The sequence below is a fragment of the Stenotrophomonas sp. TWI700 genome (assembly GCF_039673645.1).
Classification (GTDB): Bacteria; Pseudomonadota; Gammaproteobacteria; order Xanthomonadales; family Xanthomonadaceae; genus Stenotrophomonas; species Stenotrophomonas maltophilia_AA.
On sequence record NZ_JBDJMB010000011.1, the window covers coordinates 97,441 to 122,938 of the forward strand.

Annotated in this window: 20 protein-coding genes; 4 read left to right on the top strand and 16 right to left on the bottom strand. The window is 65.7% G+C overall.

The genetic code is table 11. From position 1 onward, the window contains the following. Window positions 1-241 precede the first annotated feature (241 nt). Window positions 242-2,269 (top strand): sodium-translocating pyrophosphatase, encoded by a 2,028-nt coding sequence (locus tag ABE473_RS10545; protein ID WP_346489422.1) that lies wholly within the window; start codon window positions 242-244, stop codon window positions 2,267-2,269. Window positions 2,270-2,332: 63 nt separating this feature from the next. Here the strand turns inward: ABE473_RS10545 and ABE473_RS10550 are convergent, their stop codons facing one another. The 5 genes from ABE473_RS10550 to ABE473_RS10570 form a co-directional block, all read right to left on the bottom strand. Beyond that, window positions 2,333-3,061 carry an energy transducer TonB gene (locus ABE473_RS10550; RefSeq protein WP_346489423.1) on the bottom strand — a complete coding sequence of 243 codons (729 nt, stop codon included), beginning with the start codon at window positions 3,059-3,061 and terminating at the stop codon, window positions 2,333-2,335. After that, complete coding sequence (gene exbD, locus ABE473_RS10555) at window positions 3,058-3,483, bottom strand: TonB system transport protein ExbD (protein WP_346489424.1); 426 nt, start codon at window positions 3,481-3,483, stop codon at window positions 3,058-3,060. Before exbD ends, ABE473_RS10550 begins: the two co-directional genes overlap by 4 nt. A gap of 9 nt (window positions 3,484-3,492) precedes the next feature. Further along, window positions 3,493-4,224 carry a tonB-system energizer ExbB gene (gene exbB / locus ABE473_RS10560; RefSeq protein ID WP_346489425.1) on the bottom strand — a complete coding sequence of 244 codons (732 nt, stop codon included), beginning with the start codon at window positions 4,222-4,224 and terminating at the stop codon, window positions 3,493-3,495. Between the two features lie 124 nt (window positions 4,225-4,348). Next, window positions 4,349-4,741 carry a YbaN family protein gene (locus tag ABE473_RS10565; RefSeq protein WP_346489426.1) on the bottom strand — a complete coding sequence of 131 codons (393 nt, stop codon included), beginning with the start codon at window positions 4,739-4,741 and terminating at the stop codon, window positions 4,349-4,351. Window positions 4,742-4,790: 49 nt separating this feature from the next. Next, the gene (locus tag ABE473_RS10570) at window positions 4,791-5,378 is read right to left on the bottom strand and encodes a biliverdin-producing heme oxygenase (RefSeq protein WP_346489427.1); all 588 of its coding nucleotides are present in this window, start codon (window positions 5,376-5,378) and stop codon (window positions 4,791-4,793) included. 163 nt (window positions 5,379-5,541) lie between these two features. Between ABE473_RS10570 and ABE473_RS10575 the strand changes: the two genes are divergently transcribed. Then, window positions 5,542-5,799, top strand: a complete 258-nt coding sequence (locus ABE473_RS10575; RefSeq protein ID WP_176988283.1) for a DUF2789 domain-containing protein — start codon at window positions 5,542-5,544, stop codon at window positions 5,797-5,799. Window positions 5,800-5,892: 93 nt separating this feature from the next. Here the strand turns inward: ABE473_RS10575 and ABE473_RS10580 are convergent, their stop codons facing one another. The 5 genes from ABE473_RS10580 to ABE473_RS10600 form a co-directional block, all read right to left on the bottom strand. Next, window positions 5,893-8,808, bottom strand: coding sequence for a TonB-dependent receptor (locus ABE473_RS10580; protein ID WP_346489428.1), 2,916 nt, complete (start codon window positions 8,806-8,808; stop codon window positions 5,893-5,895). Window positions 8,809-8,998: 190 nt separating this feature from the next. Further along, window positions 8,999-9,955 carry a FecR domain-containing protein gene (locus ABE473_RS10585; RefSeq protein WP_346489429.1) on the bottom strand — a complete coding sequence of 319 codons (957 nt, stop codon included), beginning with the start codon at window positions 9,953-9,955 and terminating at the stop codon, window positions 8,999-9,001. 134 nt (window positions 9,956-10,089) lie between these two features. Then, window positions 10,090-10,590: a sigma-70 family RNA polymerase sigma factor gene (locus ABE473_RS10590; protein ID WP_346489430.1), complete on the bottom strand. Its 501-nt coding sequence runs from the start codon at window positions 10,588-10,590 to the stop codon at window positions 10,090-10,092. A 99-nt stretch (window positions 10,591-10,689) separates the two neighbouring features. Then, window positions 10,690-11,166, bottom strand: coding sequence for a hypothetical protein (locus ABE473_RS10595; RefSeq protein WP_346489431.1), 477 nt, complete (start codon window positions 11,164-11,166; stop codon window positions 10,690-10,692). 41 nt (window positions 11,167-11,207) lie between these two features. Then, window positions 11,208-11,759, bottom strand: a complete 552-nt coding sequence (locus ABE473_RS10600) for a hypothetical protein (RefSeq protein WP_346489432.1) — start codon at window positions 11,757-11,759, stop codon at window positions 11,208-11,210. Window positions 11,760-11,927: 168 nt separating this feature from the next. Here ABE473_RS10600 and ppa point away from each other — a divergent pair, with 168 nt between their 5' ends. Further along, the gene (ppa, locus tag ABE473_RS10605; protein WP_019183821.1) at window positions 11,928-12,464 is read left to right on the top strand and encodes an inorganic diphosphatase; all 537 of its coding nucleotides are present in this window, start codon (window positions 11,928-11,930) and stop codon (window positions 12,462-12,464) included. A 153-nt stretch (window positions 12,465-12,617) separates the two neighbouring features. Next, a complete protein-coding gene (locus ABE473_RS10610; protein WP_346478910.1) occupies window positions 12,618-13,736 on the top strand; it encodes an HDOD domain-containing protein in 1,119 nt (372 codons plus the stop codon). Between the two features lie 379 nt (window positions 13,737-14,115). Here the strand turns inward: ABE473_RS10610 and ABE473_RS10615 are convergent, their stop codons facing one another. The 6 genes from ABE473_RS10615 to ABE473_RS10640 all read right to left on the bottom strand — a co-directional run bounded on the left by ABE473_RS10615 (window position 14,116) and on the right by ABE473_RS10640 (window position 25,467). Beyond that, window positions 14,116-14,421 carry a hypothetical protein gene (locus tag ABE473_RS10615; RefSeq protein ID WP_346489433.1) on the bottom strand — a complete coding sequence of 102 codons (306 nt, stop codon included), beginning with the start codon at window positions 14,419-14,421 and terminating at the stop codon, window positions 14,116-14,118. A 79-nt stretch (window positions 14,422-14,500) separates the two neighbouring features. Then, window positions 14,501-15,427: an RHS repeat-associated core domain-containing protein gene (locus ABE473_RS10620; protein WP_346489440.1), complete on the bottom strand. Its 927-nt coding sequence runs from the start codon at window positions 15,425-15,427 to the stop codon at window positions 14,501-14,503. A 14-nt stretch (window positions 15,428-15,441) separates the two neighbouring features. Continuing rightward, the gene (locus ABE473_RS10625; protein ID WP_346489434.1) at window positions 15,442-20,805 is read right to left on the bottom strand and encodes an RHS repeat protein; all 5,364 of its coding nucleotides are present in this window, start codon (window positions 20,803-20,805) and stop codon (window positions 15,442-15,444) included. Window positions 20,806-21,272: 467 nt separating this feature from the next. Further along, the gene (locus tag ABE473_RS10630; RefSeq protein ID WP_088432633.1) at window positions 21,273-21,479 is read right to left on the bottom strand and encodes a hypothetical protein; all 207 of its coding nucleotides are present in this window, start codon (window positions 21,477-21,479) and stop codon (window positions 21,273-21,275) included. Between the two features lie 173 nt (window positions 21,480-21,652). Beyond that, the gene (locus ABE473_RS10635) at window positions 21,653-24,517 is read right to left on the bottom strand and encodes a TonB-dependent receptor (RefSeq protein WP_346489435.1); all 2,865 of its coding nucleotides are present in this window, start codon (window positions 24,515-24,517) and stop codon (window positions 21,653-21,655) included. 68 nt (window positions 24,518-24,585) lie between these two features. Then, window positions 24,586-25,467, bottom strand: coding sequence for a helix-turn-helix transcriptional regulator (locus tag ABE473_RS10640; protein ID WP_176988275.1), 882 nt, complete (start codon window positions 25,465-25,467; stop codon window positions 24,586-24,588). Window positions 25,468-25,498: the final 31 nt, after the last annotated feature.

Here is a 25,498-nt window from a genome sequence, read left to right on the forward strand (position 1 = left end):
GCCTGGCCGGCACTACCTCCGTCGTTGGCGATCCGGGCACGCGCATGCGGTTTGTAATCCTTGCTGGCATGCATCGAGGATTTGCCCGCATACTCAGGTCACCAGGGATTGCTGAACACCGCCACACGCTTGAAGACCGGGCACGGTCTGAACGGGTTGGTTCATGGTTGCAGCCCGTTGTGCCCCCGCGTGGAGAAGTTCATCCGTTCACTGGATGTCATTCCATCACCCGGGAGGGGACATGCTGGAACGTTACGGGCTTTCTCTGGCGCTGTTCTGCGCCATTCTCGCGATTCTCTACGGCATCGTGTCGGCACGCTGGATTCTCCGGCAACCGGCCGGCAATGCCCGCATGCAGGAAATCGCCGCCGCCATCCAGGAAGGCGCGCGCGCCTATCTCAACCGTCAATACCTGACCATCGCCATCGCCGGTGCCGTGCTGTTCGTGCTGGTCGGCGTCTTCCTCAGCTGGTACACCGCGATCGGCTTCGCGATCGGGGCCGTGCTCTCCGGCGCGGCCGGCTACATCGGCATGAACGTGTCCGTGCGCGCCAACGTGCGCACGGCCGAAGCCGCCCGCAACGGCCTGAGCGCGGCCATGGACGTCGCCTTCCGCGGCGGTGCGATCACCGGCATGCTGGTGGTCGGCCTGGGCCTGCTGGGTGTGGCCGGGTATTACGCGCTGCTGCTGAAACTGGGCCTGGATGTCGCGCAGACGCTGCATGCGCTGGTCGGGCTGGCGTTCGGCTCATCGCTGATTTCCATCTTCGCGCGACTGGGCGGCGGCATCTTCACCAAGGGCGCCGACGTCGGCGCGGACCTGGTGGGCAAGGTCGAGGCCGGCATTCCCGAGGATGATCCGCGCAACCCGGCGGTGATCGCCGACAACGTGGGCGACAACGTCGGCGACTGCGCCGGCATGGCCGCCGACCTGTTCGAAACCTATGCGGTCACGGTGATCGCGACGATGCTGCTCGGCAACCTGATGATCGCCGAGGCCGGTGCCAACGCAGTGCTGTATCCGCTGGTGCTGGGCGGGGTGTCGATCATCGCCTCGATCATCGGCGCGCTGTTCGTCAAGGTGAAGCCCGGCGGCTCGATCATGGGCGCGCTGTACAAGGGCGTGATCGTGTCCGGTGTGCTGGCGGCGATCGCGTTCTACCCGATCACCACGCAGCTGATGCCGGACAACGCGCACGGTGCGCTGAACCTGTATTTCTGCGCCTTGATCGGGCTGGTGCTGACCGGGCTGATCGTGTGGATCACCGAGTACTACACCGGCACCCAGTACAAGCCGGTGCAGCACGTGGCGCAGGCCTCCACCACCGGGCACGGCACCAACATCATCGCCGGCCTCGGTGTCTCGATGAAGTCCACTGCCCTGCCGGTGATCGCGGTGTGCGTGGCGATCTGGCTGGCGCACTACTTCGGTGGCCTGTACGGCATCGCCATCGCCGCGACCGCGATGCTCTCGATGGCCGGCATGATCGTGGCGCTGGATGCCTACGGCCCGATCACCGACAACGCCGGCGGCATCGCCGAGATGGCCGAACTGCCGCCGGAAATCCGCGACATCACCGATCCGCTGGATGCGGTCGGCAACACCACCAAGGCGGTGACCAAGGGCTATGCGATCGGCTCGGCCGCCCTGGCCGCCCTGGTGCTGTTCGCCGATTACACGCACAACCTGCAGGCCGCCAATCCCGGCGAGGTCTTCGCCTTCGACCTGTCCAACCATGAGGTGATCATCGGCCTGCTGATCGGCGGCCTGATTCCCTATCTGTTCGGCGCGATGGCGATGGAAGCGGTGGGTCGCGCGGCCGGTGCGGTGGTGGAGGAAGTACGCCGCCAGTTCCGCGAGATTCCCGGGATCATGGATGGCACCGGCAAGCCGCAGTACGACCGTGCGGTGGACCTGCTGACCCGCTCGGCGATCCGCGAAATGATCATCCCGTCGTTGTTGCCGGTCGCGGTACCGGTGGTGGTCGGCCTGCTGCTCGGGCCGCGTGCGCTCGGCGGCCTGCTGATCGGCACCATCGTCACCGGCCTGTTCGTGGCGATCTCGATGACCACCGGCGGCGGCGCGTGGGACAACGCCAAGAAGTACATCGAGGATGGCCACTTCGGCGGCAAGGGCAGCGAGGCGCACAAGGCCGCGGTGACCGGCGATACCGTCGGCGATCCCTACAAGGACACCGCCGGCCCGGCGATCAATCCGCTGATCAAGATCATCAACATCGTGGCCCTGCTGCTGGTGCCGCTGCTCTGAGGAATGACGGACGCGCTGGCCTCATGCCAGCGCGTCCGTGCAGCGCGTGCGGGTCGCCATGCCTCAACGACGCCGAAGGAAGAACGTCACCGGCACCATCACCTCCACCGGGTCGCCGGTGATCTCCGCGGGCGGCGGGGGCAACGGGCTGCCGCGGCGCACCGTGGCCAGGGTCTCCTCATCCAGCAGCGCATGGCCGCTGCTCTGTCCCAGCCGGATGTTGGAGGCGTTGCCCTGCCGGTCCACCGAGAAGCGCACATAGGCCACGCCCTGCTGGCGCAGGCGCTCGGCCTGGCGCGGGTAGCGGCGGTACTGTTCCAGATGGCCCAGCAGCAGGCCCTGCCAGGTGACGGCCGTAGGACCCTGGCGGCCGGCAACGGTCTGCGTGGCGGCGTAGCGCTCGGACGGGCGCGCCGACACATCCGGTGGTGCGAGCGTCTGCGCCACGTTGTTTTGGTCGGTCGGTTCTTCTTCGCGGGGTGTCTCGCGACGCAGGACGTCCTGCGCGTCCGGCGTGTCGTCCGGCGGGAGATCGACCTTGGGCACCGGCGTGGGCTCCGGCCGATGCTGCTCCTGCTGCAACGGCCCGGGCGGCATCTCCTTCGGTGGCGCGGTCGGCGCCTCCGGTACCGGCGCCAGCTCCACCATCACTGCTTCCACCGGCATATCACTGACCAGCACTGGCGCACGCTGCTGCCACCACACCGCGCCGCCGATCAGCAGCGCATGCGCGGCCAGCACCAGGGCCAGGCTGCCCGCCCAGCGCAGCGATACAGGGGTGTCGCGGCTCATTCGCTGCGCTGCTCCACGCCAACCAGTGCGATCCGGCGATACCCGGCGGCGCGCAGCGCGTTCATGGTCTGCATCAGCTCGCCGTAGGGCACGGTCTGGTCGGCGCGCAGGTAGATGCGCTGCTCGTGATCACCGGCGGTCAGCCGTTCCAGCGTGGCTTTGAGCCCGTCCGTGCCAACCGGCACGTCATTGATGCTCAGCGACAGATCGGCCTGCACCGAGAGGAACACCGGTTCCCCATCGCGCGGCTGCGGTTGTGCGGTGCTGGCCGGCAGGTCCACCGGCGTATCCACCGTGGCCAGCGGCGCGGCGACCATGAAGATGATCAGCAGCACCAGCATCACATCGATGAAGGGGGTGACGTTGATCTCGTGGCTTTCTTCCAGCGCGTCGTCGTCGTGGCGGGCGGTCTTGATGGCCATGGCCGCTCCTCAGCGCGCGTCGCGCACGGCAGAGGCGTTGCCGCGCCGGTCCAGATCGCGCGAGACCAGTTGCTGCACCCCGGCGGACAGATCGCCCAGCAGCCCGCGGAGGCCGGCCAGCACGCGGGTGAAGTGGTTGTAGATCACCACGGCGGGAATCGCCGCGACCAGGCCCAGGGCGGTCGCGAGCAACGCCTCGGCGATGCCCGGGGCGACCACGGCCAGGTTGGTGGTGTTGGCGTGGGCGATGCCGATGAAACTGTTCATGATCCCCCACACCGTGCCGAACAGGCCGACGAACGGCGCGATCGCGCCGATGCTGGCGAGCAGGCCGACCCCGGTGCGCAGCTGCCGCGCGTGCGCCAGTTCGATGCGTTCCAGCCGCGAGGCGACGCGCTCCTTGATGCCGACCGGATCATGCGCGTCCTGCGACAGGCGCAGCTCGGTGCGGGCCGCGTCGATCAGCGTGTGAGCCACGCCCTCGTCGAGCAGCGCATGCGTCCGGGGCGCCGGCAGGTGCGCCGACTGCAGCAGCAGCGCGCGGGCCTGGCGCAGCCGCGTGCGTTGCCGGCCCAGCTCCCAGGTCTTGGCGACCAGCACCGTCCAGGTGGCGATCGAGGCGAGTGCCAGCCCGATCATCACGGTCTGCACCACGCCATCGGCGGCCTGGTACATGCCCCACGGGGTCAGGTCATGCGGCAATGCCGCCACGGCGGCAGGAACATCGATCGGGAGCGTCATCAGCAGGGTCGTCTGTCAGGGGCGTCGTGGCGCGGGGCAGCGCCGGAGGCAAGAGGGAGGCAATAGGGAGGCGGAGAAGTATCGGGGTGATGCGGTGCGGATCCGCGCAGGCGAGGCACCGCGTTCAGCGCTCCGACGGGCGAATCGGCACGCCGGGCGGCTGTGGCGCGGGCCGCGACAGCACATACGCCGCGCTGGCCGCGAAGAACACCCCGACGCCGAGCAGCAGCGGCCAGGACGGATGCGCCCCCCAGCAGAACGTGACGAAGCCGAACGCCATGCCGGCCCCGGCGAAGGCCTTGCCTTTGCGGCTGATCGCGCCCTGCTCGCGCCACAGCCGCAGCGGGGGCCCGTAACGGGGATGCTCGAGCAGCCGGCGTTCGAACTTCGGCGAGCTGCGCGCGAAACAGCCGACGGCCAGGATCAGGAAGATCGTGGTCGGCATCACCGGCAGCAGGGCGCCGATGACGCCCAGCGCCACCATGATCCAGCCCAGGCCGAACCAGAGCCAGCGCATCACGGGCGGCCGTGGGGGTCCGGCACCGCAGGCGTGGCGCGGGCGGCGATCATGCGAATTCTTCCTCGACATGACCGTGCACGCTGCGGAAGGCTGCATCGGCCGCATCGATCACCTGCTGCTCCTGCGCGGCGGTCAGCGCCACACCATCCAGTGCGGCGGTGAACTCGCGCCAGTGGCGGGCCGCGCCATCCGGATGCGCGGCCAGATGGCGCGCGCCAAAATCGCTGTCCAGACCAAGCCTGGCCGCCATCTTGTACAGCACGGTGCCACCGAGGTTGGAGCCTTCGGCCACGTACAGCCAGCCAAGCGCGGCCGGCAGCGGCAGATCGCCATCCAGGCGCATCGACGCCGGCAGCGGCAGGGTCTGTTCGAGGTCGGCCAGATCGCGGGCGATCAGCGGCAGACGGCGGCGCTCATCCAGATCGGGCAGCAGCGCGTCCAGCGCGGGGTTGCCGTAGAGCGCATCGATATCGCGGTGGAAGCGGTACTGCACGCGCAGGAATTTTGCGAACAGGTCGCGGCTGGCGAAGATGTCGCCGGCCATGATGCGCTTGTCCAGCGCGCCATGGCTGTCGCGGGTGGCGGCCTTGAGGCGTTGGCTGCGGGGGGCTTCGGGAGTATCGATGACGATCATGGCAGTGCTTGCAGGGAAAGTGGGCGCGGTTCTGTGTTGAAGACGTCTGGCACGGGTGCAACCCCAAGCCCGTGTCGCGTGGACCCGTGTTGCGTCCGTCACATGCCACCGTCACGGCGTTGCCCCGATAATACGGACCACGCCCTGCCACTGGAATGACACGATGATCACGACCGAACCGCGCATGACCAACCTGTTCCTGCAGCTCGGGCTGGACGCCAGCGAGGCGGCGATCGCGGCCTTCATCCGCGACCACCAGCTCTCCAACGACATCCGCCTGATCGAAGCGCCGTACTGGAACGACGGACAGCGCCAGTTCCTCACCGAGCAGCTGCGCTCGGATGCGGAATGGGCGATCGTGGTCGATGAGCTCAGCGAAGCCCTGCACGCCGATGCGACCCAGCAGGCCAACGCCGGCTGATCGGTCGCGCGATGCTGACAGCGGCCGGGCACGGTGTGTGCCGGCCGGATGCACGCAGGGGCCGGCAATGCCGGCCCCTGTCGTGTCCGGGCATCAGTAGCGGTAGGTCAGCGCCAGCCGCACGGTCCGGCCCGGTGCGGGCATCACACCCAGCGCCAGCGGATCGAGATAGTAGCGATCGGTCAGGTTGTCCACGTTGAGGTCCACCGCGAACTGCTCGCTGGCCTGCCAGCTGGCGAACAGGTCGACGATGGTCGCCGGGCGGTACAGCTGCTGGATCGCCGAGAGACCGACGTTCCATTCCTTGTCCAGCCTGCTGATCGGGCCGGCGTTGTGGATCACCCGGGTGCCAACGCTCAGGCGCTGGTCGAACAGCCGCGAACCCAGGGTCAGGTTGACGTTGTAGCGCGGCGGGTTCTGGGTGTTGCTGTAGGACCCTTCGAAGCCACCATCGACGCAGTCCGGCGTGTTCTGCAGTTCCTCGATCTTCCGCTGGATGCCGTAGGCGCGGCGCTCGGCGGCGATGTCCGGCGCACAGGTCTTGGCCTCGATGTAGTAATGCGCGGACAGATCGGCGAACACCGTGCCGCTGTCATAGCTGGACTGGAACTCCACGCCGGAGACCTTGAAGCGGTCCACGTTGCGGATCAGGCCGGCCGACAGGGTGCGGTAGTCGCGGGTGATCAGATCATCGATGCGCGTGTTGAAGTAGGCCAGCTTGAACCCGGCCTGGTCGCCCTCGGTGAACAGGCCGTGCCGCACCGTGCTCGCGCCGATTTCCCAGGTCCCTGCCCGCTCCGGCTTGAGCTCACCGGTCGGCTTGGCCGCAGTGAACAGGCCCAGCGTGGTCTCGAACAGGCTCGGCAGCTTCACGCCTTCGGCGTACTTCACATACACCATCGTGTCTTCGTCGAAGCGGTAGGCAACACTCGCGCTGGGCATGAAGGCACTGTCGCGGCGACGGATCGGCTGCGACCAGGTCCAGCTGACCGGCACGCGCAGATCCTCGGCGTCATCCGCATCGTAGAAGTTCCAGCCGGTGATGTCGCCGACCGTGCCCTTCTCGTATGGCGAGGCCAGCAGCGAGGCCTCGGTGAACTGGCCATTGGCGTCCGGATACCAGTTCAGCATGGCGATGCGTTTGGCACGCCATGCCGGCAGGTTCGGGTTGCCCTCCAGCAGCTGGGTGTAGCGGTACTGACCGATCACGCCGTAGCTATCCGGCGTGGCCAGGCGGTTGCGGTCATGCACGTTGACGCGGTTGTAGCGCCCGCCGAGCACCACTTCCCAATGCTCGTCCGGCTGCCATTTGAACGAGGCCACCGCGCTGTATTCCCTGCGCTCGGCATTGCGCAGGAAGCGGTTGTTGACCAGGTCGTCGTGCATCGCCGGCGAGTGCGGGCCGGGGCCGACGTCCTCGTCGCTGAAGGACAGGCCGTAGTCCAGCGTGAACAGGCCGGCACCGGAATCCAGGTGCGTGGTGTTGCCCACGTCGAAGCCGAGCCGGGTCTGGGTCAGCTCGTTGCGGTAAGCATCCTTGTAACCCGGATCGGTGTTGAACGACGGACCGTCGTACCACTCGGTGCGGCGATCGAAGTACCACGGCGTGATCCCGGTCAGGCCGTTGTACATCAGGCTGTCGGCGTCGGTGTACCAGAGGTTGGCCTTCAGATCGATCAGCTCGTTGTCCGGGTTGAAGCGGTAGCGCAGGTTGTAGGCATCCATGTCGACATGGCCCGGATCCCACTGCGGCACGCGGTCGCGGTCCACGCGGATGATCTGCGAGGCCATGATCTCGCCGGCGGTGCCTTCATAGCGGCGATAGCCGGCTTCCAGCGTCTGGTTGTCGTCGATGCGCCAGGTGCCCTTCAGCAGGAACGACTCCGAGCGCGAGGAGGTGTTGAACACCTCGGTGTCCGGCGGATTCAGCGGCGCCAGGGTGCGGCGGGTCTGCGGGAAATCATCGTAGCCGTGCTTGCCCGAGAAATAGTTGCCGTTCTCGCGCCATGCGTAGGCCGCCACGAGGTCGAAACGATCCCAGTGCCTGGCCGTGGCGATGTTGAAGAACTGGCTGCCCAGCGCGCTGCGGTCGGTACGCGGTGCGGCGTCGTAGGCGGGCACGTTGTTGGCGCTGGCATTGGCCATGCCGGTGCGCACGCGCAGCCCGGCATCGCGCCCCTCGCGGAGCACGTCCTCGATCTTCAGCGTTTCCATCTCGACCACGCCACCGATGCCGCCGGAGGCGTTGACGCCCAGGCTCGGGCCCTTGGTGATGGTGATGTTGGAGATCAGGTCCGGATCGAGATACGTGCGCTGCGACTGGCCCGCGTAACCGCGGTAGGTGTCCATGGTCGACTGCCCGCCATCGATGATCACCGGGATGCGGCTCTGGCCCTGGATGCCGCGGATGTTCACGTCCAGCGCGTTGGCGGTACGCGGGTCACCCGCGGTGACGCCGGCGACGCCCTTGACGATGTCCGCAGTGGAGGTACCGCGGAAGCGTTCGATGGTGGCGCGCGCGATGTAGGCGCTGGAGCCGGCGGTGCGGTACACATCCAGCGCGCGTTCGGCATCGCTGCCGCCGTCGATGCGGTCACCGGCCACGCTCAGCGCGTCGGTGACGATCAGGCCATCGTCACCAGCCGCCACCGCCGCGCGCTCCAGGGTCACCGCGTCGGGGCCTACCGGGCGCATGCTCAGCCCACTGCCCTGCAGCAGGCGCAGCAACGCCGCCGGCGCGTCCATCTGCCCGGTCACCGGGCTGGAGATCACCCCCTCGGCCAGCGCGGCCGGATAGGCGACCTGCACCCCGGACTGGCGCATGTAGGCGCGCAGCGCATCGGAAAGCGGCTGGGCGGGAATGTCGAAACGCAGGGTCGCCGCAGCGGACGTCGGGCCGGACTGGGCCAGTGCCGGCAGTGCGGGCGCGGCCGCCAGGCCGGCAGTGAGCAGGGCGATGCAGAGACGTGACGGGCGCGGACGATGGCCCGCGCGGGTGGAAATGCGCATGGAAAAACCTGTCAGAGGATCAGTGCCGCAGAGGCGGGTCACCCGCACGCAGGTGCGGATGCAGCGGACGTACGTGGCGGCGGCGGGTACGTTATGCCGATAAGACGAACGAACGGGGCGCAGCCCCAAGACCAATGCGCGTGCGTGACCTGCCTGGCGCGCGGATGCCATGACGGCACCGCGTGCGGTATTACTCCGTCGTAGTCGTGGTCGTGGCCGGTGCGACGATCGCCACGCCCATCGGCAGCCGGGTGACGGTCAGTCCAGCGCTCACCGCCAGCGCGTCCAGGGCCTGCTCTGGCCGGTCGATGCGGAAGGCCGCATTGACCGACGGCAGGGTCGACAGATCCCCGCGCACGAACGTAGCGCCGGGCCGATAGCGCGCGATGCGCCGGACCGCATCCTCGACACCGGCCGCCTCGATCAGCAGTTCACCCTCACGCCAGGCCGCGATCCGGTCCAGCGCCACGTCCTCCTGCCGCGTGACCCGCTCGCCCGCTGCGAAACGCGCGCGCTGGCCCGCATCCAGGTAGGTCCAGCCCGTGCGGTCGGCCGCCGCGACGCGAACCCGTCCCTGCTCGACGATCGTCTCCACGTGATCGTCTTCGCGCGCAACCGCGAACGCCGTGGAGATGTCTTCGATCACGCCGCCCTGCGCATCCACCTGGAACGGACGCGCCGGATCAGGCGTCACCTGGAACCAGGCCTGCCCGCGCAGCAGCGCGATGCGGCGCACCTGGCCGTCGTAGCGGACCGCGATCGCGCTGTCGGCATCGAGCACGGCGCGGCTGCCATCGGGCAGCGCCACGGACTGGATGCCCGTCCCGCTTCGGTGATCCGCCTGCAGCCGCAGCCACGCCTCCGGTGCCACCCAGGTCAGTGCGAGCAGCGCCGCGGTGGCCACCGCCGCGACGGGCCAGCGCGCACGACGCCGCGACCGTGTCCCGGCCGGGGCCGATGCCGGGCGCGGCCCGAGGCTGCGCCACAGCTGGCGCTCGTATTCGAAGGTGCGGCGATTGTCCGGCTCGGCCAGCCACTGCTCGAACGCCTGCATCTGCGTCGGTTCGACCGCCCCGGAGGCCAGCCAGGCAATCCAGGCACGGGCCTGGACGGCAGCAGGATCGGACGGCGGCAAGGGTCGGGACATCGGAGGTGGTTCTTGCGGGCTCATGGCTGGCGGGGGTCGCGCGGTCGCGCGCGGACGACGAAGATGCCGGAAGGGACGGCATTATGATCAAGACGGATGGGAAACGGGCTTCCCCAAGCCCGCGTGCATGACGCTCAGCGCCCGCTGCGTGCCCAGGCCAGCCGCTGCAGCGCGCTGCGCACATGGTTTTCGACGGTTGTCACCGACACGCCCTGGCGTCTGGCGACCTCGACCTGGGTCATGCCCTGCAACCGGTTGAGACGGAAGATGGTACGGGTGGGCTCGGGAAGATGCCCGGCCGCTTCCAGCACGCGCTGCAGCTCGTCCTGCGCCATCGCCTGCTCTTCGGTCGAGAGCACTTCGTCCGGCCCCCACAGATAATGGTCGGCCAGCAGCCGCGAGCGCCGGGTGCGTTCACGGCCATGATCGGTCGCCAGGTTGGCCGCCAACCGATACAGGTAGGCCCGGGGATTGCTGATCGACTGGCCGCCGTCCACGCTGCGGGCCTTGAACCAGATCGACTGGATCACATCCTCTGCGCCGCCGTCACTGCCCAGGATGCGCTGGACCAGACGCAGCAGCGCCGGGCGCTCGCGGATCAACAGCTCGGTGAGGGTGGTGGCGTTGGAGGACATGGGGCCGATGCACGAAGCGGGACCGCCGGAGGGCGGCCATCCGTAAGGCGCGGCATGTTACTCCCCAAATGAGAATGAGTCACGTTTGAGCGCGTGGCACTACAGGCACTCGGTCAGCCCGTCATAGATGCTGTCCGAGGTTCCCGGCAACGCGACATGCAGTGCGTCGCCCGCCTCCAGGGTCTGCAGCAGAACCGGGAGCAGCGTGTCGTCCTGCAGCGGTGCCCGGCAGGCCCAGGTCCGTGCGTCCACCGCGATCCGGCCGGTGGCGGTGTCCACGCGTGCGGTGCTGCCGGTAAACGTCCACAGGCATTCCCCCACCCGCCCCGTGGCGGCCTCCACCGAACAGCGGAAACGCAGCGCCTGCAGGTTGTGGTAGTCGCCTTCGCAGAAGGTGTCGCCACAGATGTCATCGAAGCCGCGCACCAGCCGCGCTTCCACCGCACGGAAGCGTTCCCAGCCTTCGGACTGGGTGGGGTACACCCGGGCATCGACGTAGGGCCCGGCAGCATGGCCGGTGGCGACGGCAGTACAGCTGGCAAGCATCAGCAGCACGCGCGGAATGAAGCTCTTCATCGGCAGTCTTCCTGTACGAAGTGAGAGGGACGCCCAACCGGTCAGTTGAGGCAGTCGATCAGGGCGTCGTGCATGGATCGGCCCGACCCGGGCAACGGTCTGCGCAACGGGTCGCTCAGCGCCAGGACCGCATGCAGTGCCTCCACCGGCGTGTTGGCCCCCAATGGCGTGGCGCAGGCCCAGGTCCGGCTGTCGGGGACCACCTGGCCGGTGCCGCCGTCCACCTCAAGGTTGCCCGCGCCGATCACCAGGCTGCAGGCATGGACCGTGCCGCTGGGCGCATGGACCGAGCAGCGGAACTGCAGCGCGATGTGGTTGCTGTACGCGCCCTCGCAGTAGGTGTCGCCACAGATATCGTGGAAGGCGCGGATCAGGTGGTCTTCGAGGGCGTAGAAGCGATCCCAGTTGGCCTCCTGGTGCGGGAAGTCGACCAGGTCGACATAGGCGTCCTGCCGGCCGGAGGCGCCACTGGCGCCGGTTGTCAGCAGCAGTCCCAAGGCCAGCGATACGGTCGCCAGCGGGTTCATCAGCATCATCACCAGGCTCCAGACGGGTTGGCTGCCATGATCGGCGGCCGCGCCGGGCGGGGACATCGGCGCCAACCGCGCCGCTGCGTGGGGATTTCCGGCAGCCGTGCCGGCTCTCCCGCCCGCGGCAGGGTCGGTCAAACACCCTTTGCGCCCCCGGCCGCTGCACGGCGGCCGGCAAAGGCATAAAATGGCGGACTTTGCGCCCTACCCCCTCTCAGCTGGAGCACACCCATGGGTCTGGAACTCGTTTCGCCGGGCAAGAACCCGCCGGAAGAAATCAACGTCATCATCGAGATCCCGAAGGATTCCGAGCCGGTGAAGTACGAAGTGGACAAGGAAACCGGCGCGATCTTCGTCGACCGCATCCTCTCCACCCCGATGCGCTACCCGTGCAACTACGGCTACGTGCCGAGCACCCTGTGTGGCGACGGCGATCCGGCCGACGTGCTGGTGGTGCTGCCGCTGCCGCTGGTCCCGGGCTCGGTGGTGCGTTGCCGTCCGGTCGGCGTGCTCAAGATGAGCGATGAAGCCGGCAGCGACGAGAAGATCCTGGCCGTGCCGATCTCCAAGGTGTTCAGTGGCTATGCCCACGTCGAGGACATCGAGCAGGTGTCCAGCCACTGGCTGGAGCGCATCGGCCACTTCTTCGAGCACTACAAGGACCTGGAAAAGGGCAAGTGGGTCAAGCTCGACGGCTGGGGCGGCGCCGCCGAAGCCAAGAAGATCCTGGTCGAAGCGCACCAGCGCTACCTCGGCAACATCGCCTGAGAATGACCCCATCGCTCCGGCACAGCGCTGCCGGAGCGATGCGCATCACGTTTTTTCAATGCGGCACATCACTATTCGTGCCGGATTGGGTACATTGCGTCTCTTCACACCGTCCACGGTGCGTTTCACCGTGGTCAGCCAGGGGACCGTGTCGTGCGCATTCTGCTTGTTGGGGACGAAGCCAGCCTGTCGGCTGAGCTGTTGGAATTCATTGCCGATCTTGGGGAAGAGTGGCAACCACTGACCGCTACCGATGGCCAGAGCGCCATGGGCATCGTCGCCGGTTCGCCGGTGGATGCGGTGATCGTGTGCCCGCAGTTGCCCGATCTCAACGCCACCACGCTGCTCGGCCAGATCCGTACGCTGCGCCCTGAGACCATCCGCATCGCGCTGGTGGATGCCGAGCACGGCAACCGCCCGCCGCCGGCACGCCTGATCGGCGTGGCCCATCGCTTCCTGCCGATGCCGCTGGCCCCGGAAGTACTGCTCGAGGCCCTGACCAGCCTGGAAGAGCTGCGCGAGCTGCTCGACAGCGCGCGCCTGCGCAGCGCCATCGGCCGGATCGAGAAGCTGCCCTCCCCGCCGCATCTGTACCTGACCCTCACCCAGGCGCTGGAACACGACGACGACACCAATACCGCCGACGTGGCCAAGCTGGTCGCGGCCGACCCGGCCATCGCGGCCAAGGTGCTGCAGTTGTCCAACTCCGCCTTCTTCAACAACGGCCGGATCATCTCCGACCTGCGCACGGCGGTGACCCGCCTGGGGCTGTCGACGCTGCGCGACCTGGTACTGGCCAGCGAAGTGTTTTCCGCCCAGCCGCTGTCCGGAGCCGAGCGCAACTCACTGCAGCAGCGCGCGCTGCTGGCTTCGCGCCTGGCCGCCAAGCTGTTGCCCGACTCCAGCGCGGAACTCGGCGCCACCGCCGCCCTGCTGGCGGACATTGGCCTGCTGCTGCCGGGCGTGCGCAACGAGCGCACGCCGGACGACGCGGCCGACGATCGCCCGGGCCACGCCGAGGCGGGTGCCTATCTGCTGGGACTGTGGGGCCTGCCGATGCCGATCATCGAGGCCGTCGCCTTCCACCTGCAGCCGCAGCGCTCGAACACCCGCAGTTTCTGGGTGACCGGCGCGGTGCACGTGGCGCTGGCGCTGATCAATGGCGACCCGGTCGACGAGGAGTACCTGCAGCGCGCCGGCGTGCTCAACAAGCTGCCGCAGTGGCGCGATCACGCCAATGGGCTGATGGGATTGGTGGCTGCGGAGTCGTAAGCCGGCGGGTGCGGCGCGGCGATGCAGTGATGAGAGGCGGGCCCGGTGGGGGGCTCGCCTTTTTTGTTGCCGGGAGAGGGAACGCTTGTTTGCCATCGTCTCTTCCATTGCACTGCTGAAGAACGTCTCTACACACGTGCCGTCCGTCACACGCCGATGGCATTGCCTGAAGCAGTTGATGGAGACAACCCTGGCCAAGTCACTCGCATGGGCAGCCTCCGGACTCCCGTCCTGGGGGATAACAATCTGATCGAAGACCATGAAACCGCCTTCCCTTTGTGACCGAGGGCTAGGTAGCCGCCTCCTCCCAGCCACACCCAAGCCCCATTTCCTTATGGTCCGACGGATGTCGCTAACCCATTGCGCACAGACGAGCCATTCACACGGAGCGCCTCCCAATTGCCCAGAAGATGACTGAGAAGGCCAGCATTGCCGCAATGAAAATCGCGGCAAACACACTGACATCCATCCAACTCAGATCAAATCCTTGGAAAAAATGGACGCGCCAACCTTCTACGTCGTCCCATCCAAGCCAGTACGGATAGGGCGGGACCGCAATCATGATCGCGGCAAAGGCCGCCCCTACCCACTTTAGCTTAGGCAGTACAACGGATAGAAGAATGCTACCAAGGATTACTGCCACCGCGACGACCAAGCCAATGTCCGACCACCTGGAAGAAATCATCGAAAGTCCTGGAAGAATCAGGACTCCGATAGCCAGAGTTAGGGCAAGAACCCGAAATAGTAGCCCTACCACTCTGCACTTAGTGCGCGTCATCTACATTCCTCTGGTTATGGTCAATCCAAACGTTGTTGATGTATCCAGACAGTACCGGAATAGCTTGGGGAATTGCCCAGCCTTCGCCAATAGAGATTGCCTGTCCACCGACAGACCCACGAAGGACGTAACCGAAATGCAGGCCATGTCCAGGCTGCGTTACGTTGATGACCCAAGTGTTTCCGTTTTGGTCAGTTGCACTGTAGCTATTCACTGGACTATCACCACTTCCCCCTGGAAGTAAACTTCCGAATTTTGCAAGTAACGCCCGGCCACCCTCAGTCGGAGTGGCATTATTTGGCGTTCCCGTTGGCGTTGCGGGTTTGTCATTGCCCGGCGTTGGATCATTGACTATCGACTGCTGTACGGAGCGATCTGACTTTTGATGTGAAGTACGTACGTCATATACGTGACTCGTAGAGCTTCCACTCTTTTGGATGCCTGAAACGCCTGAGGGTGTAGGAAATGAAACTACGACGGGGATGCGGCTGCCAGTCACCGGGACTCGGCACCTCGTGACTCCATCAACTGACACACAATCGCGCCCATCTGGATCCGTGAAGCGATAGGGATTATTGGCTGCGTAGCTGTAACGATTGAAATTCAACCCTGGACCGGCTGCAACTGGATCGATTGAAAGGAACCTTCCTATCTGAGAATCGTAGTAACGCTGCTGCATATAGACCAAGCCAGTAGCCGCATCCTGCACATGCCCGGTATAGCCAGGGCCGTCCTGCACGTCCGGGAGCAACTGCGTCCCGTACGGTTCATACGTGCGGCGCTCGATCACCTGGCCGTTGGCATTCGTAACCGCAACGATGGAACCCAGTGCATCGGTATGGATGTACTTGACCGTTTCCTGCATGGATGCCTGCGCTGAAGCACTCACCAGCATCAGGCACGCGGCGATCATCCCCCCGCGCGCGTTCATGGCCGCTTCCTAAAGCGAATCGGAATGCCACTGCCGGGGTCTGTGGGAATGATGTCCACGCGTTGTGTGGCCGGTGCGGACCAGGCCGAACAGCCGGTGGCATTGCAGGCACGCACCACGTGTGCAGTCGCGCATTGCGCCGAGTACGGCGGCTGATTGTTCAGCCACAGACCACCGGCGGAGGCGTTCGGCCCGTCGTATTGCTGCTGGTACAGCTGTCCATTGGCGTAGGCGTACAGCTGGTAGCGGTCCGCATACGCAATCGGGGTCCAGCGCACTTCGCAGGCGATCTTGATCGGGTAATGGCTGGTCTGCAGCTTGGTTGACCCGGTGATGGCCGGTACGTCTGGAATCCGCAGCACCTGCACGTTGGCCTGCGGGGAGTACGGGCCACAGCCGGCGCGGTTGCAGCCACGCACGCGGTAGCCCCACGCGCCCGAACTTCTCCCGGCTACCGACTTGCTGCGTTCGCCGCCGTCGTGAATCAGGTTGGCGGCACCACCGCGGTGCTCCTGCAGTTGGTAGTGGGTCACATGCGGCAACGCGCCCCACACCACCACGAAGCTCCCCGTTGTGTTGCTGGAGGGGACACTCAAGGCGGGCGCAACCGGCGGAGGCACGGTGACGGCCACCGCATGCACGGCCGAAGGTTGGCTGCAGCCGACGTTGTTGCAGGCCAGGGCCCGATACCGATAAGTGCCGGTCTGACGACCATTCAGGGTGACCTGGGTGGTGGTGGCGTTGTGCACCTGCGTCCAGCTGCCGCCGTTGAATCCCTCTTCCAGCTGGTAGTGGGAGGCGCCCGTGCTGGCCAACCACCGCAGTGTGAGGCTGCCGGTCAGGCTTTCCGCAGGGCCGGTCAAGCCACCCGGAACCGGCGGCGGATAGATCACCTGGAGCGGATTGCCACCCTCCAGATGTGTGCTGCATCCATAGGGATTGCACGCCATCACGCGGTAGCGGTAGGTACCGGCCGGCTTGCCGGTAAACACGTGCTCCAGCGCGACGCCATCGTACTGATCGGCCCACGCGCTGCCGGCATGCGTCTCCTGCAGCACATAGCGGGTGGGACCCTTTTCGCGTGGCATGGGGGGCTGCCAGCGGATTCGATAGTTGCCGCTGGCGCCGATGGCCGGCACGGTGATCCCCGATGGTGGACTGGGAGGCCGGCGGACGAAGATGGCCGCCTTCGTACTCCAGCGGCCGCACCCGGCGGCATTGCAACTGCGGACCTGGTAACGGTAGTGGCCTTGCGTTTTGCCCGTTACCGGATGCTCTCGTCCGCCGCCGGTGAAGACCGTCTTCCAGGGCCCGCTCGACTCGGATTCCTGCAACTCGTAACTGGCCGCACCGGTGACCGCGCTCCACTGGACACCGTAACTTCCATCAGTGCTGTAGCCGGGAAGGATCAGCGTGGGGGCCGCAGCGACGATCGTGCCTTCGACCTGGGCGACCTGGCTGCCATTGAGCAGGATGTAGTCGACGGATCGGGCCTGACGCGTGTTGTGCTGGGTCCGCAGCACCCCGTCCTGCCCGTACATCGAGGTAATGCTGCCGAGGATGGGACGGTCGGCCTGGATACGGCGCCCGTGGCCGTCGTAGCGGTAGCGCTCCTGATCCACAGCCTCGCGCAGTCGGTTGCCTGCGTCGAACCGATACACCTGACCGTTCTTTTTTGCCAGATTGCCCTGCTCGTCGTAGTCCAGGCCGATGACCGTTGCCCGGCCCTCCGCCTGCATGACGTTGGTCAGCCGGTTGCGCGCGTCGTAGTGATACGCGTGGTCGCGACCAGCAATCTGGACCGCCAGTAGATTGTCCAGTACGTCGTAGCGGTAGCGCGCCGCATCGAACATCGGCGAGGTGGTTGTGGTCAGCCGGTCCAGGCCGTCGTACTGCATGTCCCGATTGCCGCGGTTGCCGGGCAGGCCGTCGCTGATGGCGGCGACATTGCCATTGCCGTCATAGTCGTAGCTGTCATCCAGCACCGCCTCACCACCGACATCGCGGCTGCGCTCGGGCAGGCCGCGCGCATTCTGCTGCAGGGTATGCACCACGCCGTTGCCATAGGTGAAGCGCGCCATGGCCCCGTTGGGGAAGTAGCGCACGTCGGTCGCGAACGCGCCGGCCCGGGTGGGCTGTCCCAGCGCGTTGGGGGCATAGGCGATGTGGCGGCCAGAAGGATAGACATGCTCAGCCAACCCGCCCGTCGCGGTGTAGCCATAACCGATGGCCCAGCTCACGCCGTCGACCTGGGCGACGCTTTCCCCGGTCAGCATCCCCCGCTTGTTGTAACTGTAGGTATTGGTAACCGCGATGGCGTCGTTCTGGGTGGTGATGGCCCGGACCTTGCCATCCGGCCAGTAACTCCACTGCTGGTCGCCGCTGCCGTCCGGGAACAACATTGCCGTCAATCGATTGCGGACATCGTAGCGGCGTTGTACTGCGCGTCCCGAGCTGGCCGCCTGCGCGGTATTGCATTGCGCCGTATCGGTCAGGCTCAACCCGGCCGCGAGCCAGAGTGTGTTTCCGGATGCGTCATAGTCCATCACGGTGGCCGCGCTCTCTGGCTCGATGCTCTTGCACAGCCGCCGATACCGGTCGTAGACGTAGTGCCGCGTCACTGCCACGGTGCTGTCTGCATTGCGACGACGCATCGAGAACGGAAGACCGAACGGATCCCGGGAGATATCCGTATACGTGCCCTCTGGATGGGCAATCGACACCGGCCACTGGGTGACGGGCTGGTCGTAGGCCTGGTAGGTCGTGGTGGTTGACTGGCCACGCGGATCGGTCTGCCGCTGCTTGAAATCTGCCAGGTAATCGGTGGTGGTCACCAACCGGCCAAGCTCGCTGTCCTGCTCCTGGCGAATGACCCGACCCAGCGCGTCGAAGGCCGTACGCGTGCCGCCGACGGCATCGGCATGCGACCCCAGCCCACGCAGTGGATAGGACTCGAACACTCTGCGCCCGAGCAGGTCGTAACGATGCACGGTCTGGCTCGCGGTACCGCCCGGATCCGCGGCGTCGAACCGCTCCTCGACCACCGGCCGCCAGAACGCGTCGAAGTAAGTGATCTGGCGGCCAGCCCCCGTGCTGACCGTCTGCTGCCAATGGCCGGCGGGCAGGCCGTACCCGGCTGTGTCCGACCGGTTGAAACGGGACAGCGTCGGCTGCCAGGCGACGCTGTCGTTGTCCGGATAGTCAATCCGCGTCAGGCGGCCCGCCGGGTCGTAGTCGTAGCGGGTGGCATGGCCATTCTCATCGACCACCGAACGGATCCAGCCGTGATCGTCCACGCTTGCCGCCTGCACGTTGCCATCGGCATGCCGGATCGACTGCGGGACGCCCCGCTTCCACGCCGAGAGCGCGGTGGCGTTGCCGTTGCCATCCTGCACGCTCGCCACAGTGCCGTCGGCGTGGTAGCCGAGGGTTTGCTGCAGCAAGCCGAACCGGTACTGCCGCCAAGGCCGGTCGGCCGTGTCGTAATCGGTCTGCGACACCTGCACTACCGGGGAGGGACTGGTCTGGGTCAGTGTGCGGACCTGACCCAACACCCACTTCGCCGTATTGTCGTGATAGGTGGTGGCCTCGCTACGCAGGTATCGCCCGTAGTCCAGGCTGCTGGCCTTGGTTACCTGGATGGGACGGGCGAACGCATCGAAGGCGCTCACCGTGTGCTGGAACGTGGCGCCGTCCTGCTGGATCGTCGTTTGCCTGGCCGGCCGCAATCGCACCGCCATCGGATCATCGGGACCGTAATGGCCGGTGCCATAGATATCCGGGAAGGGCTGTGCGGATGCTTCTTCGTTGCTGACGTAGGTGGTCGCCTCGGAGCGAAGCACCTTTCCGTCGGCGGCCAGGGTGCGCGATTCCAGTAGCTTGCCGTCATTGACGCCATAGCGGATGCCGAATACCTGCTCGGAAATCGAACCATCCGGCTGCCAGATACGTGTGGTCTTGCGGTCGGGACAGTTGTTGCCATGACGGCATTGGGGTCCACTGGACCCGTACGACCATGTCTGTTCAGCCACTCCAGGGCCAGCCAGGGTTTTGTCCAGGATCGCGTAGAGATCGAAATAGTCCGGAATCTGCAGGGTGTACTCGAACAGCGGCGACAACGGGATCGGGCTGCCAACACAACTTCCGGACGGCACAGCAGTGCGATGCTGACGGTGGTATCCAAAGCGGAAGCGACCGGTGGCGCCCGAGGGATGCGTCGCAGTAAAGGTGAAGCGATCTTCTGCCGGAAACGGCTCCGGACAGTTGCGATCATTGATGGTATTGACGTCCAGCTGGTGATACTCCGGACCGAGCATGCCGGGACAGCCCATGCCCACCCCCGTGCACCCATCCGTGTCTTCGTACCCGTACTGCCACGAGGAGCCATCCGGTCGTGTGACCCGGGTCAGCAGATGATTCTGCAGGTTCAGACCGAACGTGATCGGCGCGTACTCGTAGCGCCATGTCCGCCCATGCGCGGTGACCTGCGTGATGGTGTTCCCGCTATAACCCAGGTCGATGCGACGCCCATCGCTGGCTTCGATGGTGACCAGCCGATCGTCGTTGTAGTGGTAGTTGACCCAGTTGCCATGGCGGTCTTCGACCCGACTGGCCATCAGGAAAACCTGGGTGCGGCCGCGGGTGCGCAGGTTCGCACCGATCGAACTCACCAGGTATTTGGAGAGCCTGCCGCCGCCACGCTCGCGACCGGCATTGAGGGTGTAGCGCGTTCCGTCGGAGGTGACCACCACAAAGCCTTCGCCGGGGTAGCCGTTGGTGGTCCCGGAAACGCAGGTGACGCTGGTGAAATCCTGCGCGACATACGGATAGCTGGCCCCGTCGGTGGGACGATGGGGATTGCGGAAGTCGACCCCCAACAGATCCCGATCGCCCTCGCCGGGCAAGTGGATGCGGATGCCCGAGTAGAAGTCGCCGATATCAAACGGCGGATAGGGAATCGGCGGCCCCCATCTGCCCGGCGTGCAGCGCCGGCGATCAGGACTGGGCGAACTCCATTCGTTCCATTTCGTCTGACCGTCGAAGGTTCCATGGATGTAGGGAATATCCAGATCCCACACACCAAAGCCGCCGAAGTTCTCCAGGTCCGAGCGGGGCTCGATCTTGAAGCGGCGCTTCACTTGAACCGGCAGCGCATTGTTCCCCGGCAGATCGACATCGACGATGGAGAATTCGGTCGCACCGTTGTACTGGCTGATGGAATCCCCGAACAGGTCGGAGGTCAACGGTGCGACTTCCTGCGCTGCTCGAATCTTCTTTGCGTGTTCCTGATAGGGCATCAAGGGCGTCAAACCGTGCACGTGCTCCACGGCACACAGCGCCAGCAAGGCACTGCACGACACCTGCCACCACCACTTCTCCGCCCTACCTTCCCCACCCTTGCGGCGGCGACACGTCGACCTGCTGCGATCCCATTCCATTCCAAGCCCCCACGCTGGATGCACCGGCCGCGCCGCTGCCTGATGTACACGCTAGCGATCGAGCTGCAGCGATCACATCGGAGGTCGCCGCTTTGGAATGACGGAACTTATGGGGTCGAGCTGCAGAGAAATCTGCAATTGGTGTGGGACTTGTGGGGGAGGCCCAATGAAGAGAGGGCGGACCTTGCGGCCCGCCCTCTGTTGTTCTGCACAAGTGACTGGATGGATCAGAAGCGTCGGGGATACTTCAAGGACAGGAGACAGCCGCTCGACATTGCCGTAGTGGCGCGATCACGCCAATGGATTGATGGAGCTGATCGCCAGCGACGCCGGAGCGCGCGAGGGTATGTGCCAAGGATGGCGCGCCGTGATGGCGCGCCATCGTCGTTTCAGCGCTGCGGACAGGCGTCCAGCACGCACAGGCGCCACATCTGCTCGCAGGCGGCGGGCAGTTCGCCAGAGTTGACGCACTCGACACGCAGGGTGTCGCAGTAACGGCCTCCCTTGCAGACAATGAGGCCGGCCGATGCACTTCCCGCCACGGCCAGTGTGCCGAGGAACACGCCGGCGAGTTTTTGAGCGAACGTCATTTTCATATCGAGCCCTCAATCGTCCGTCATTGGACCGATTGACGGTATCAACTGAAATTCACCAAATAATGTGAAGCAGATCACCATCCGCTAAAACTCAGAATTTCCTTACCCCACAATGAAAAGAGGGCGGACCTTGCGGTCCGCCCTCCCTTTTTTCGCACCAATGCTTCGATGGATCAGAAGCGCTGGGTGTACTTCATGTACAGGAAGCGACCGATGTCGAAGCCGCCGTAGTAGGCGAAGCTCGAGTTCGGCTGCGTGAACATGATCGGGCCCTGCTTGTCGAACAGGTTGTTCGCACCCAGCGCGATCGTGGCATCCCACGGCGCGTTGTAGCTGACCTGCAGGTCGTGGAACGTGTTCGAACCCGTCTTGCGGACCGGCATTGCATCGCCGTTGACGTAACGGTCCGGCAGGGTGCACGGACGTGCAGCGACGCAGTCTTCCTTCATGCCCGAGTAGTAACGGGCCATGTAGGACACGCCGAAGTCGCCACGCGACCAGGTGATGCCGACGTTGGAACGGACGCGGAACAGGCCGGCGTCGCCAACCTTGCCTTCCATGACCGTGTTGCCTTCACCGTTCTGGGTTTCTTCGTCGTACTTGGACAGGTAGCTGGTCTGCCAATCGATGGCGAACTGACCAATCGACAGTTCCGGCAGGCGGTACTTGATGCCCAGGTCGTAGCCTTCGGTTTCCATGCGGCCCAGGTTGGCCAGGCCGTAGGTCATCGAGTTGATGTGACCATCGGCTGCACGGGTATGGCTGGCGCAACGCGATGCGTCACCGGCCACGTAGCACTCGCGCAGGATACGGTCGACGCTGTCAGCGATGATCATGTCGCTGATTTCGTACTTGTACCAATCCAGCGAGATGTCCAGGCCCTGCACCCAACGCGGGCTCCAGACCATGCCGAAGGTGGTGCTCTTCGAGGTTTCCGGCTTCAGGTTCTCGTTGGAGCCGGAGATGAACTGGTCCGGCGTCGCGCACGGGGTCGCGGTGCACGGGGTCAGGCCCTGGCCCACCTGGGTGTAGCCCACCGGCACGCCAGCAGCAGAGCACGAGGCGTTGCCGTTGACGCTGCCCGGCGCGGTGATGCCGCACGGATCGGTGTACGACTCGAAGCTGCTGTTCAGGCCGCCGTACAGATCGTTGATCGACGGAGCACGGAAGCCCTGAGCGTAGGTACCACGCACCAGCAGTTCATCCAGCGGACGCCAGGTGAAGCCGAACTTGGAGTTGATGGTGTCGCCGAAGTTGCTGTAGTCCGAGTAACGGCTGGCAGCGTTCAGGGTCAGTTCCTTGGCGAACGGCAGATCCGACAGGATCGGCACGTTCAGTTCCAGGTAGAACTCGTCCAGTTCGTACTTGCCCTGGGTGGTCTGAGCGCCCAGGCCGGTCGACTGACCCGACTGCGCGAACGCGTCCGGCGAGAAACGACCTTCTTCTTCACGGTGCTCCACGCCCATCGCGATACCCACTTCGCCGGCCGGCAGCTCGAACAGCGAGCCGGACAGGTTGGCGGTGTAGCTGGTGGTCTTGGTGTAGCCGGTGTCGGTGAAGTACGGGAACAGGAAGGCCTGCGTGGCCGGATCGGCCAGCGAGCCCTGACCGGCCACGCCGTACGGCAGCAGCGGGTTCCACGGGCGGCAGCCGGTGACTGCATCACCCGGGGAGCCGCACTGCGCAACACCATTGCCGTCGATGTAGGAAGCACCCAGCGCCTGGCGAGCCGCGATCAGGCTCATGTCGCCATGGCCGGTCTTGGTCGATTCGTTGCGGTTCCACAGCGCGCCGACGTCCCAATCCCAGGTCTTGCCGCCGAACTCGAAGAAGCCGCTGACGGTCGGCGCAAAGCGCAGGGTCTTCAGCTGGCTTTCGGTGGTACGCGGCATTTCCCACAGGCGACGACGGAAGTCCAGGTCGGTGCCGGTCGGGTTGAACGCACTGTCAGCCGACAGCTTGGTGCCGAAGGCCTGCGACTGGTACGGGTAGCCGGCGATCTGCTGGTCCGTGGTGCGCTCGTTGTAGAGCACGTCCGCGTTGAAGGTGATCGAATCGGTCAGGTCGTAGTTGCCGTTGACGTACACGGACTTACGCTCGATACCGGTCTGAACCATCATCTGCTGGTTGGCATTGACGCGATCAGCCGAGGTTTCGGCGCGGTAGTCGGCACGATTGGTCGGGTCGCCACCTTCGCGCAGGGTGAACCAGCGCTGGTCGGCCGAACCGACGTAGCCCGGCTGGCCTTCTTCCAGGTCCGGCGTCAGGCAGGGCTCGCAGAACGCGCCGTTCTGGTTGATCGGGCTGCTGCCCGAGCCCGGGTAGTTCGGACCGGCATTGCCGTCACGGCTGAAGAAGCGATCGCTCGCCCAGACCGGATCGGCCTTGTAGTACTCGGCGGCCATGGTGATGCCACCGCGCTCGCCTTCCGAACCCAGGGTGAAGGAGTACTGCTTGGTCGAACCGTCGCCCTGGCCGTACTGGCCGAAGTAGACGCTGGCTTCGCCGCCTTCCACGCGCTTGCGGGTGATCACGTTGACCACGCCGGCGATGGCGTCGGAGCCGTAGATCGACGAGGCGCCGTCCTTCAGGATCTCGATGCGCTCGATGGCGGCCATCGGGATCTGGCTCAGATCCTGCAGGCCCGAGGTGGATGCGCCCAGGCGCTTGCCGTTCATCAGGACCAGCGTACGCTGCGCGCCGAGGTTGCGGATGTCGACGTAGTAGCCGCCCACGTCCTCGCCCGAGGCCAGCGATTCCGAACGCGAGATGGCCGGGGAACCGGCCGAGGTCATGTTCTGCAGCACGTCGGCGACGGAGGTGTAACCCTGCTTTTCCAGGGCTTCACGGGTCATCGTCAGGATCGGCTGCTGGGTCTCCATGTTGGCGCCGCGGATGCGCGAGCCGGTGACCGAAATACGGTCCAGGTCAGTGGTGCCGGCAGCAGCTTCCTGCGCCGAGGCGAAGCTCGGCACGAGCGCGAGCGCAATGCCGGCGGGCAGAAGGCCCAGCCGCACTGCAGGAGTACGAAAATTCATTTATCTCTCCGAGGTACGTTAGTAGCGTGTTAAACCGCCTCGGAAAGTTACGATTGCGTTGCAGCTAATTATTTGCGTGATGCAACCAAAGACTTTGCCGATTCTGGCGACAGGTTCGCACCTGCCTCACGATAGCGTGACGCGGACAACCCGAAACGGGCCCGAAACGCCCGTGCGAAGCTGCAGCAGTTGTCAAACCCGCTGGCCGCAGCCACCTCGCCCACCATCATGTCGGTATCACGCAGAAGATCGGCCGCACGCTCCAGGCGCAGGCGCGCCGAGAGCGACTGCGGGCTCTCCGCGTACAGGCTCTGGAACGTCTTGGACAGGTACCAGCTGGAGAAGTTGGTGAGCTCGGCCAGTTCACCGATGCGCACCACGCGGTGGCTGTTGCCTTCCAGGTAGAGGCGCGCACGCTGCATGCGCCCGAACACCTGGCGCTTGCGGCTGCGTGAACGGCCCGGGCAACGCTGCACGCCGGTGGCCATGCCCTGCTGCAGCGCGGCCAGGTGCAGCAACGCCGGGCGCAGACCCTGCATCGGCCGGTCGCTGGTCAGTGCGTCACGCCACAGGCGCATCGCCACGCGCATTTCGCCGCGCGTCATCGTGCCGCGGCCCGCATAGAGGTTGCAGTCGGCCAGTTCGCCCAGCGCGCGCAGCGCATCCGGCGACAGGCTCAAACCGATGCACAGGCCATCGCGCCCGGCCTGCACCATCGGCTTGGAGTCCTTCTCGAAGGCGATCCACTCACGCTGGCGCAGACGGAACTTGCCCTCCTTGGATTCCACCCATGCACTGCCACGCACCTGCATCCAGACCGTGAACGTCGTGCCGGCGGTCTGCAGGCTGCCCAGCCGGGCAACGCCCAGGCAGTTCGGCAACGCGCCATCGTCGATGGCCTTGTCCAGGGAAAGAGATTGACCGCGATCGGCCAGGGAGAGCTGACGCATGACTGCACCGTGAGTTTGCCTTTGCTGGCGT

Bases quoted from the DNA above. Each gene is read 5' to 3' on its own strand.
- ABE473_RS10545 (WP_346489422.1), top strand. From the start codon at position 242: ATGCTGGAACGTTACGGGCTTTCTCTGGCGCTGTTCTGCGCCATTCTC.
- ABE473_RS10550 (WP_346489423.1), bottom strand. From the start codon at position 3,061: ATGAGCCGCGACACCCCTGTATCGCTGCGCTGGGCGGGCAGCCTGGCC.
- exbD (WP_346489424.1), bottom strand. From the start codon at position 3,483: ATGGCCATCAAGACCGCCCGCCACGACGACGACGCGCTGGAAGAAAGC.
- exbB (WP_346489425.1), bottom strand. From the start codon at position 4,224: ATGACGCTCCCGATCGATGTTCCTGCCGCCGTGGCGGCATTGCCGCAT.
- ABE473_RS10565 (WP_346489426.1), bottom strand. From the start codon at position 4,741: ATGCGCTGGCTCTGGTTCGGCCTGGGCTGGATCATGGTGGCGCTGGGC.
- ABE473_RS10570 (WP_346489427.1), bottom strand. From the start codon at position 5,378: ATGATCGTCATCGATACTCCCGAAGCCCCCCGCAGCCAACGCCTCAAG.
- ABE473_RS10575 (WP_176988283.1), top strand. From the start codon at position 5,542: ATGATCACGACCGAACCGCGCATGACCAACCTGTTCCTGCAGCTCGGG.
- ABE473_RS10580 (WP_346489428.1), bottom strand. From the start codon at position 8,808: ATGCGCATTTCCACCCGCGCGGGCCATCGTCCGCGCCCGTCACGTCTC.
- ABE473_RS10585 (WP_346489429.1), bottom strand. From the start codon at position 9,955: ATGTCCCGACCCTTGCCGCCGTCCGATCCTGCTGCCGTCCAGGCCCGT.
- ABE473_RS10590 (WP_346489430.1), bottom strand. From the start codon at position 10,590: ATGTCCTCCAACGCCACCACCCTCACCGAGCTGTTGATCCGCGAGCGC.
- ABE473_RS10595 (WP_346489431.1), bottom strand. From the start codon at position 11,166: ATGAAGAGCTTCATTCCGCGCGTGCTGCTGATGCTTGCCAGCTGTACT.
- ABE473_RS10600 (WP_346489432.1), bottom strand. From the start codon at position 11,759: ATGTCCCCGCCCGGCGCGGCCGCCGATCATGGCAGCCAACCCGTCTGG.
- ppa (WP_019183821.1), top strand. From the start codon at position 11,928: ATGGGTCTGGAACTCGTTTCGCCGGGCAAGAACCCGCCGGAAGAAATC.
- ABE473_RS10615 (WP_346489433.1), bottom strand. From the start codon at position 14,421: ATGATTTCTTCCAGGTGGTCGGACATTGGCTTGGTCGTCGCGGTGGCA.
- ABE473_RS10620 (WP_346489440.1), bottom strand. From the start codon at position 15,427: ATGATCGCCGCGTGCCTGATGCTGGTGAGTGCTTCAGCGCAGGCATCC.
- ABE473_RS10630 (WP_088432633.1), bottom strand. From the start codon at position 21,479: ATGAAAATGACGTTCGCTCAAAAACTCGCCGGCGTGTTCCTCGGCACA.
- ABE473_RS10635 (WP_346489435.1), bottom strand. From the start codon at position 24,517: ATGAATTTTCGTACTCCTGCAGTGCGGCTGGGCCTTCTGCCCGCCGGC.
- ABE473_RS10640 (WP_176988275.1), bottom strand. From the start codon at position 25,467: ATGCGTCAGCTCTCCCTGGCCGATCGCGGTCAATCTCTTTCCCTGGAC.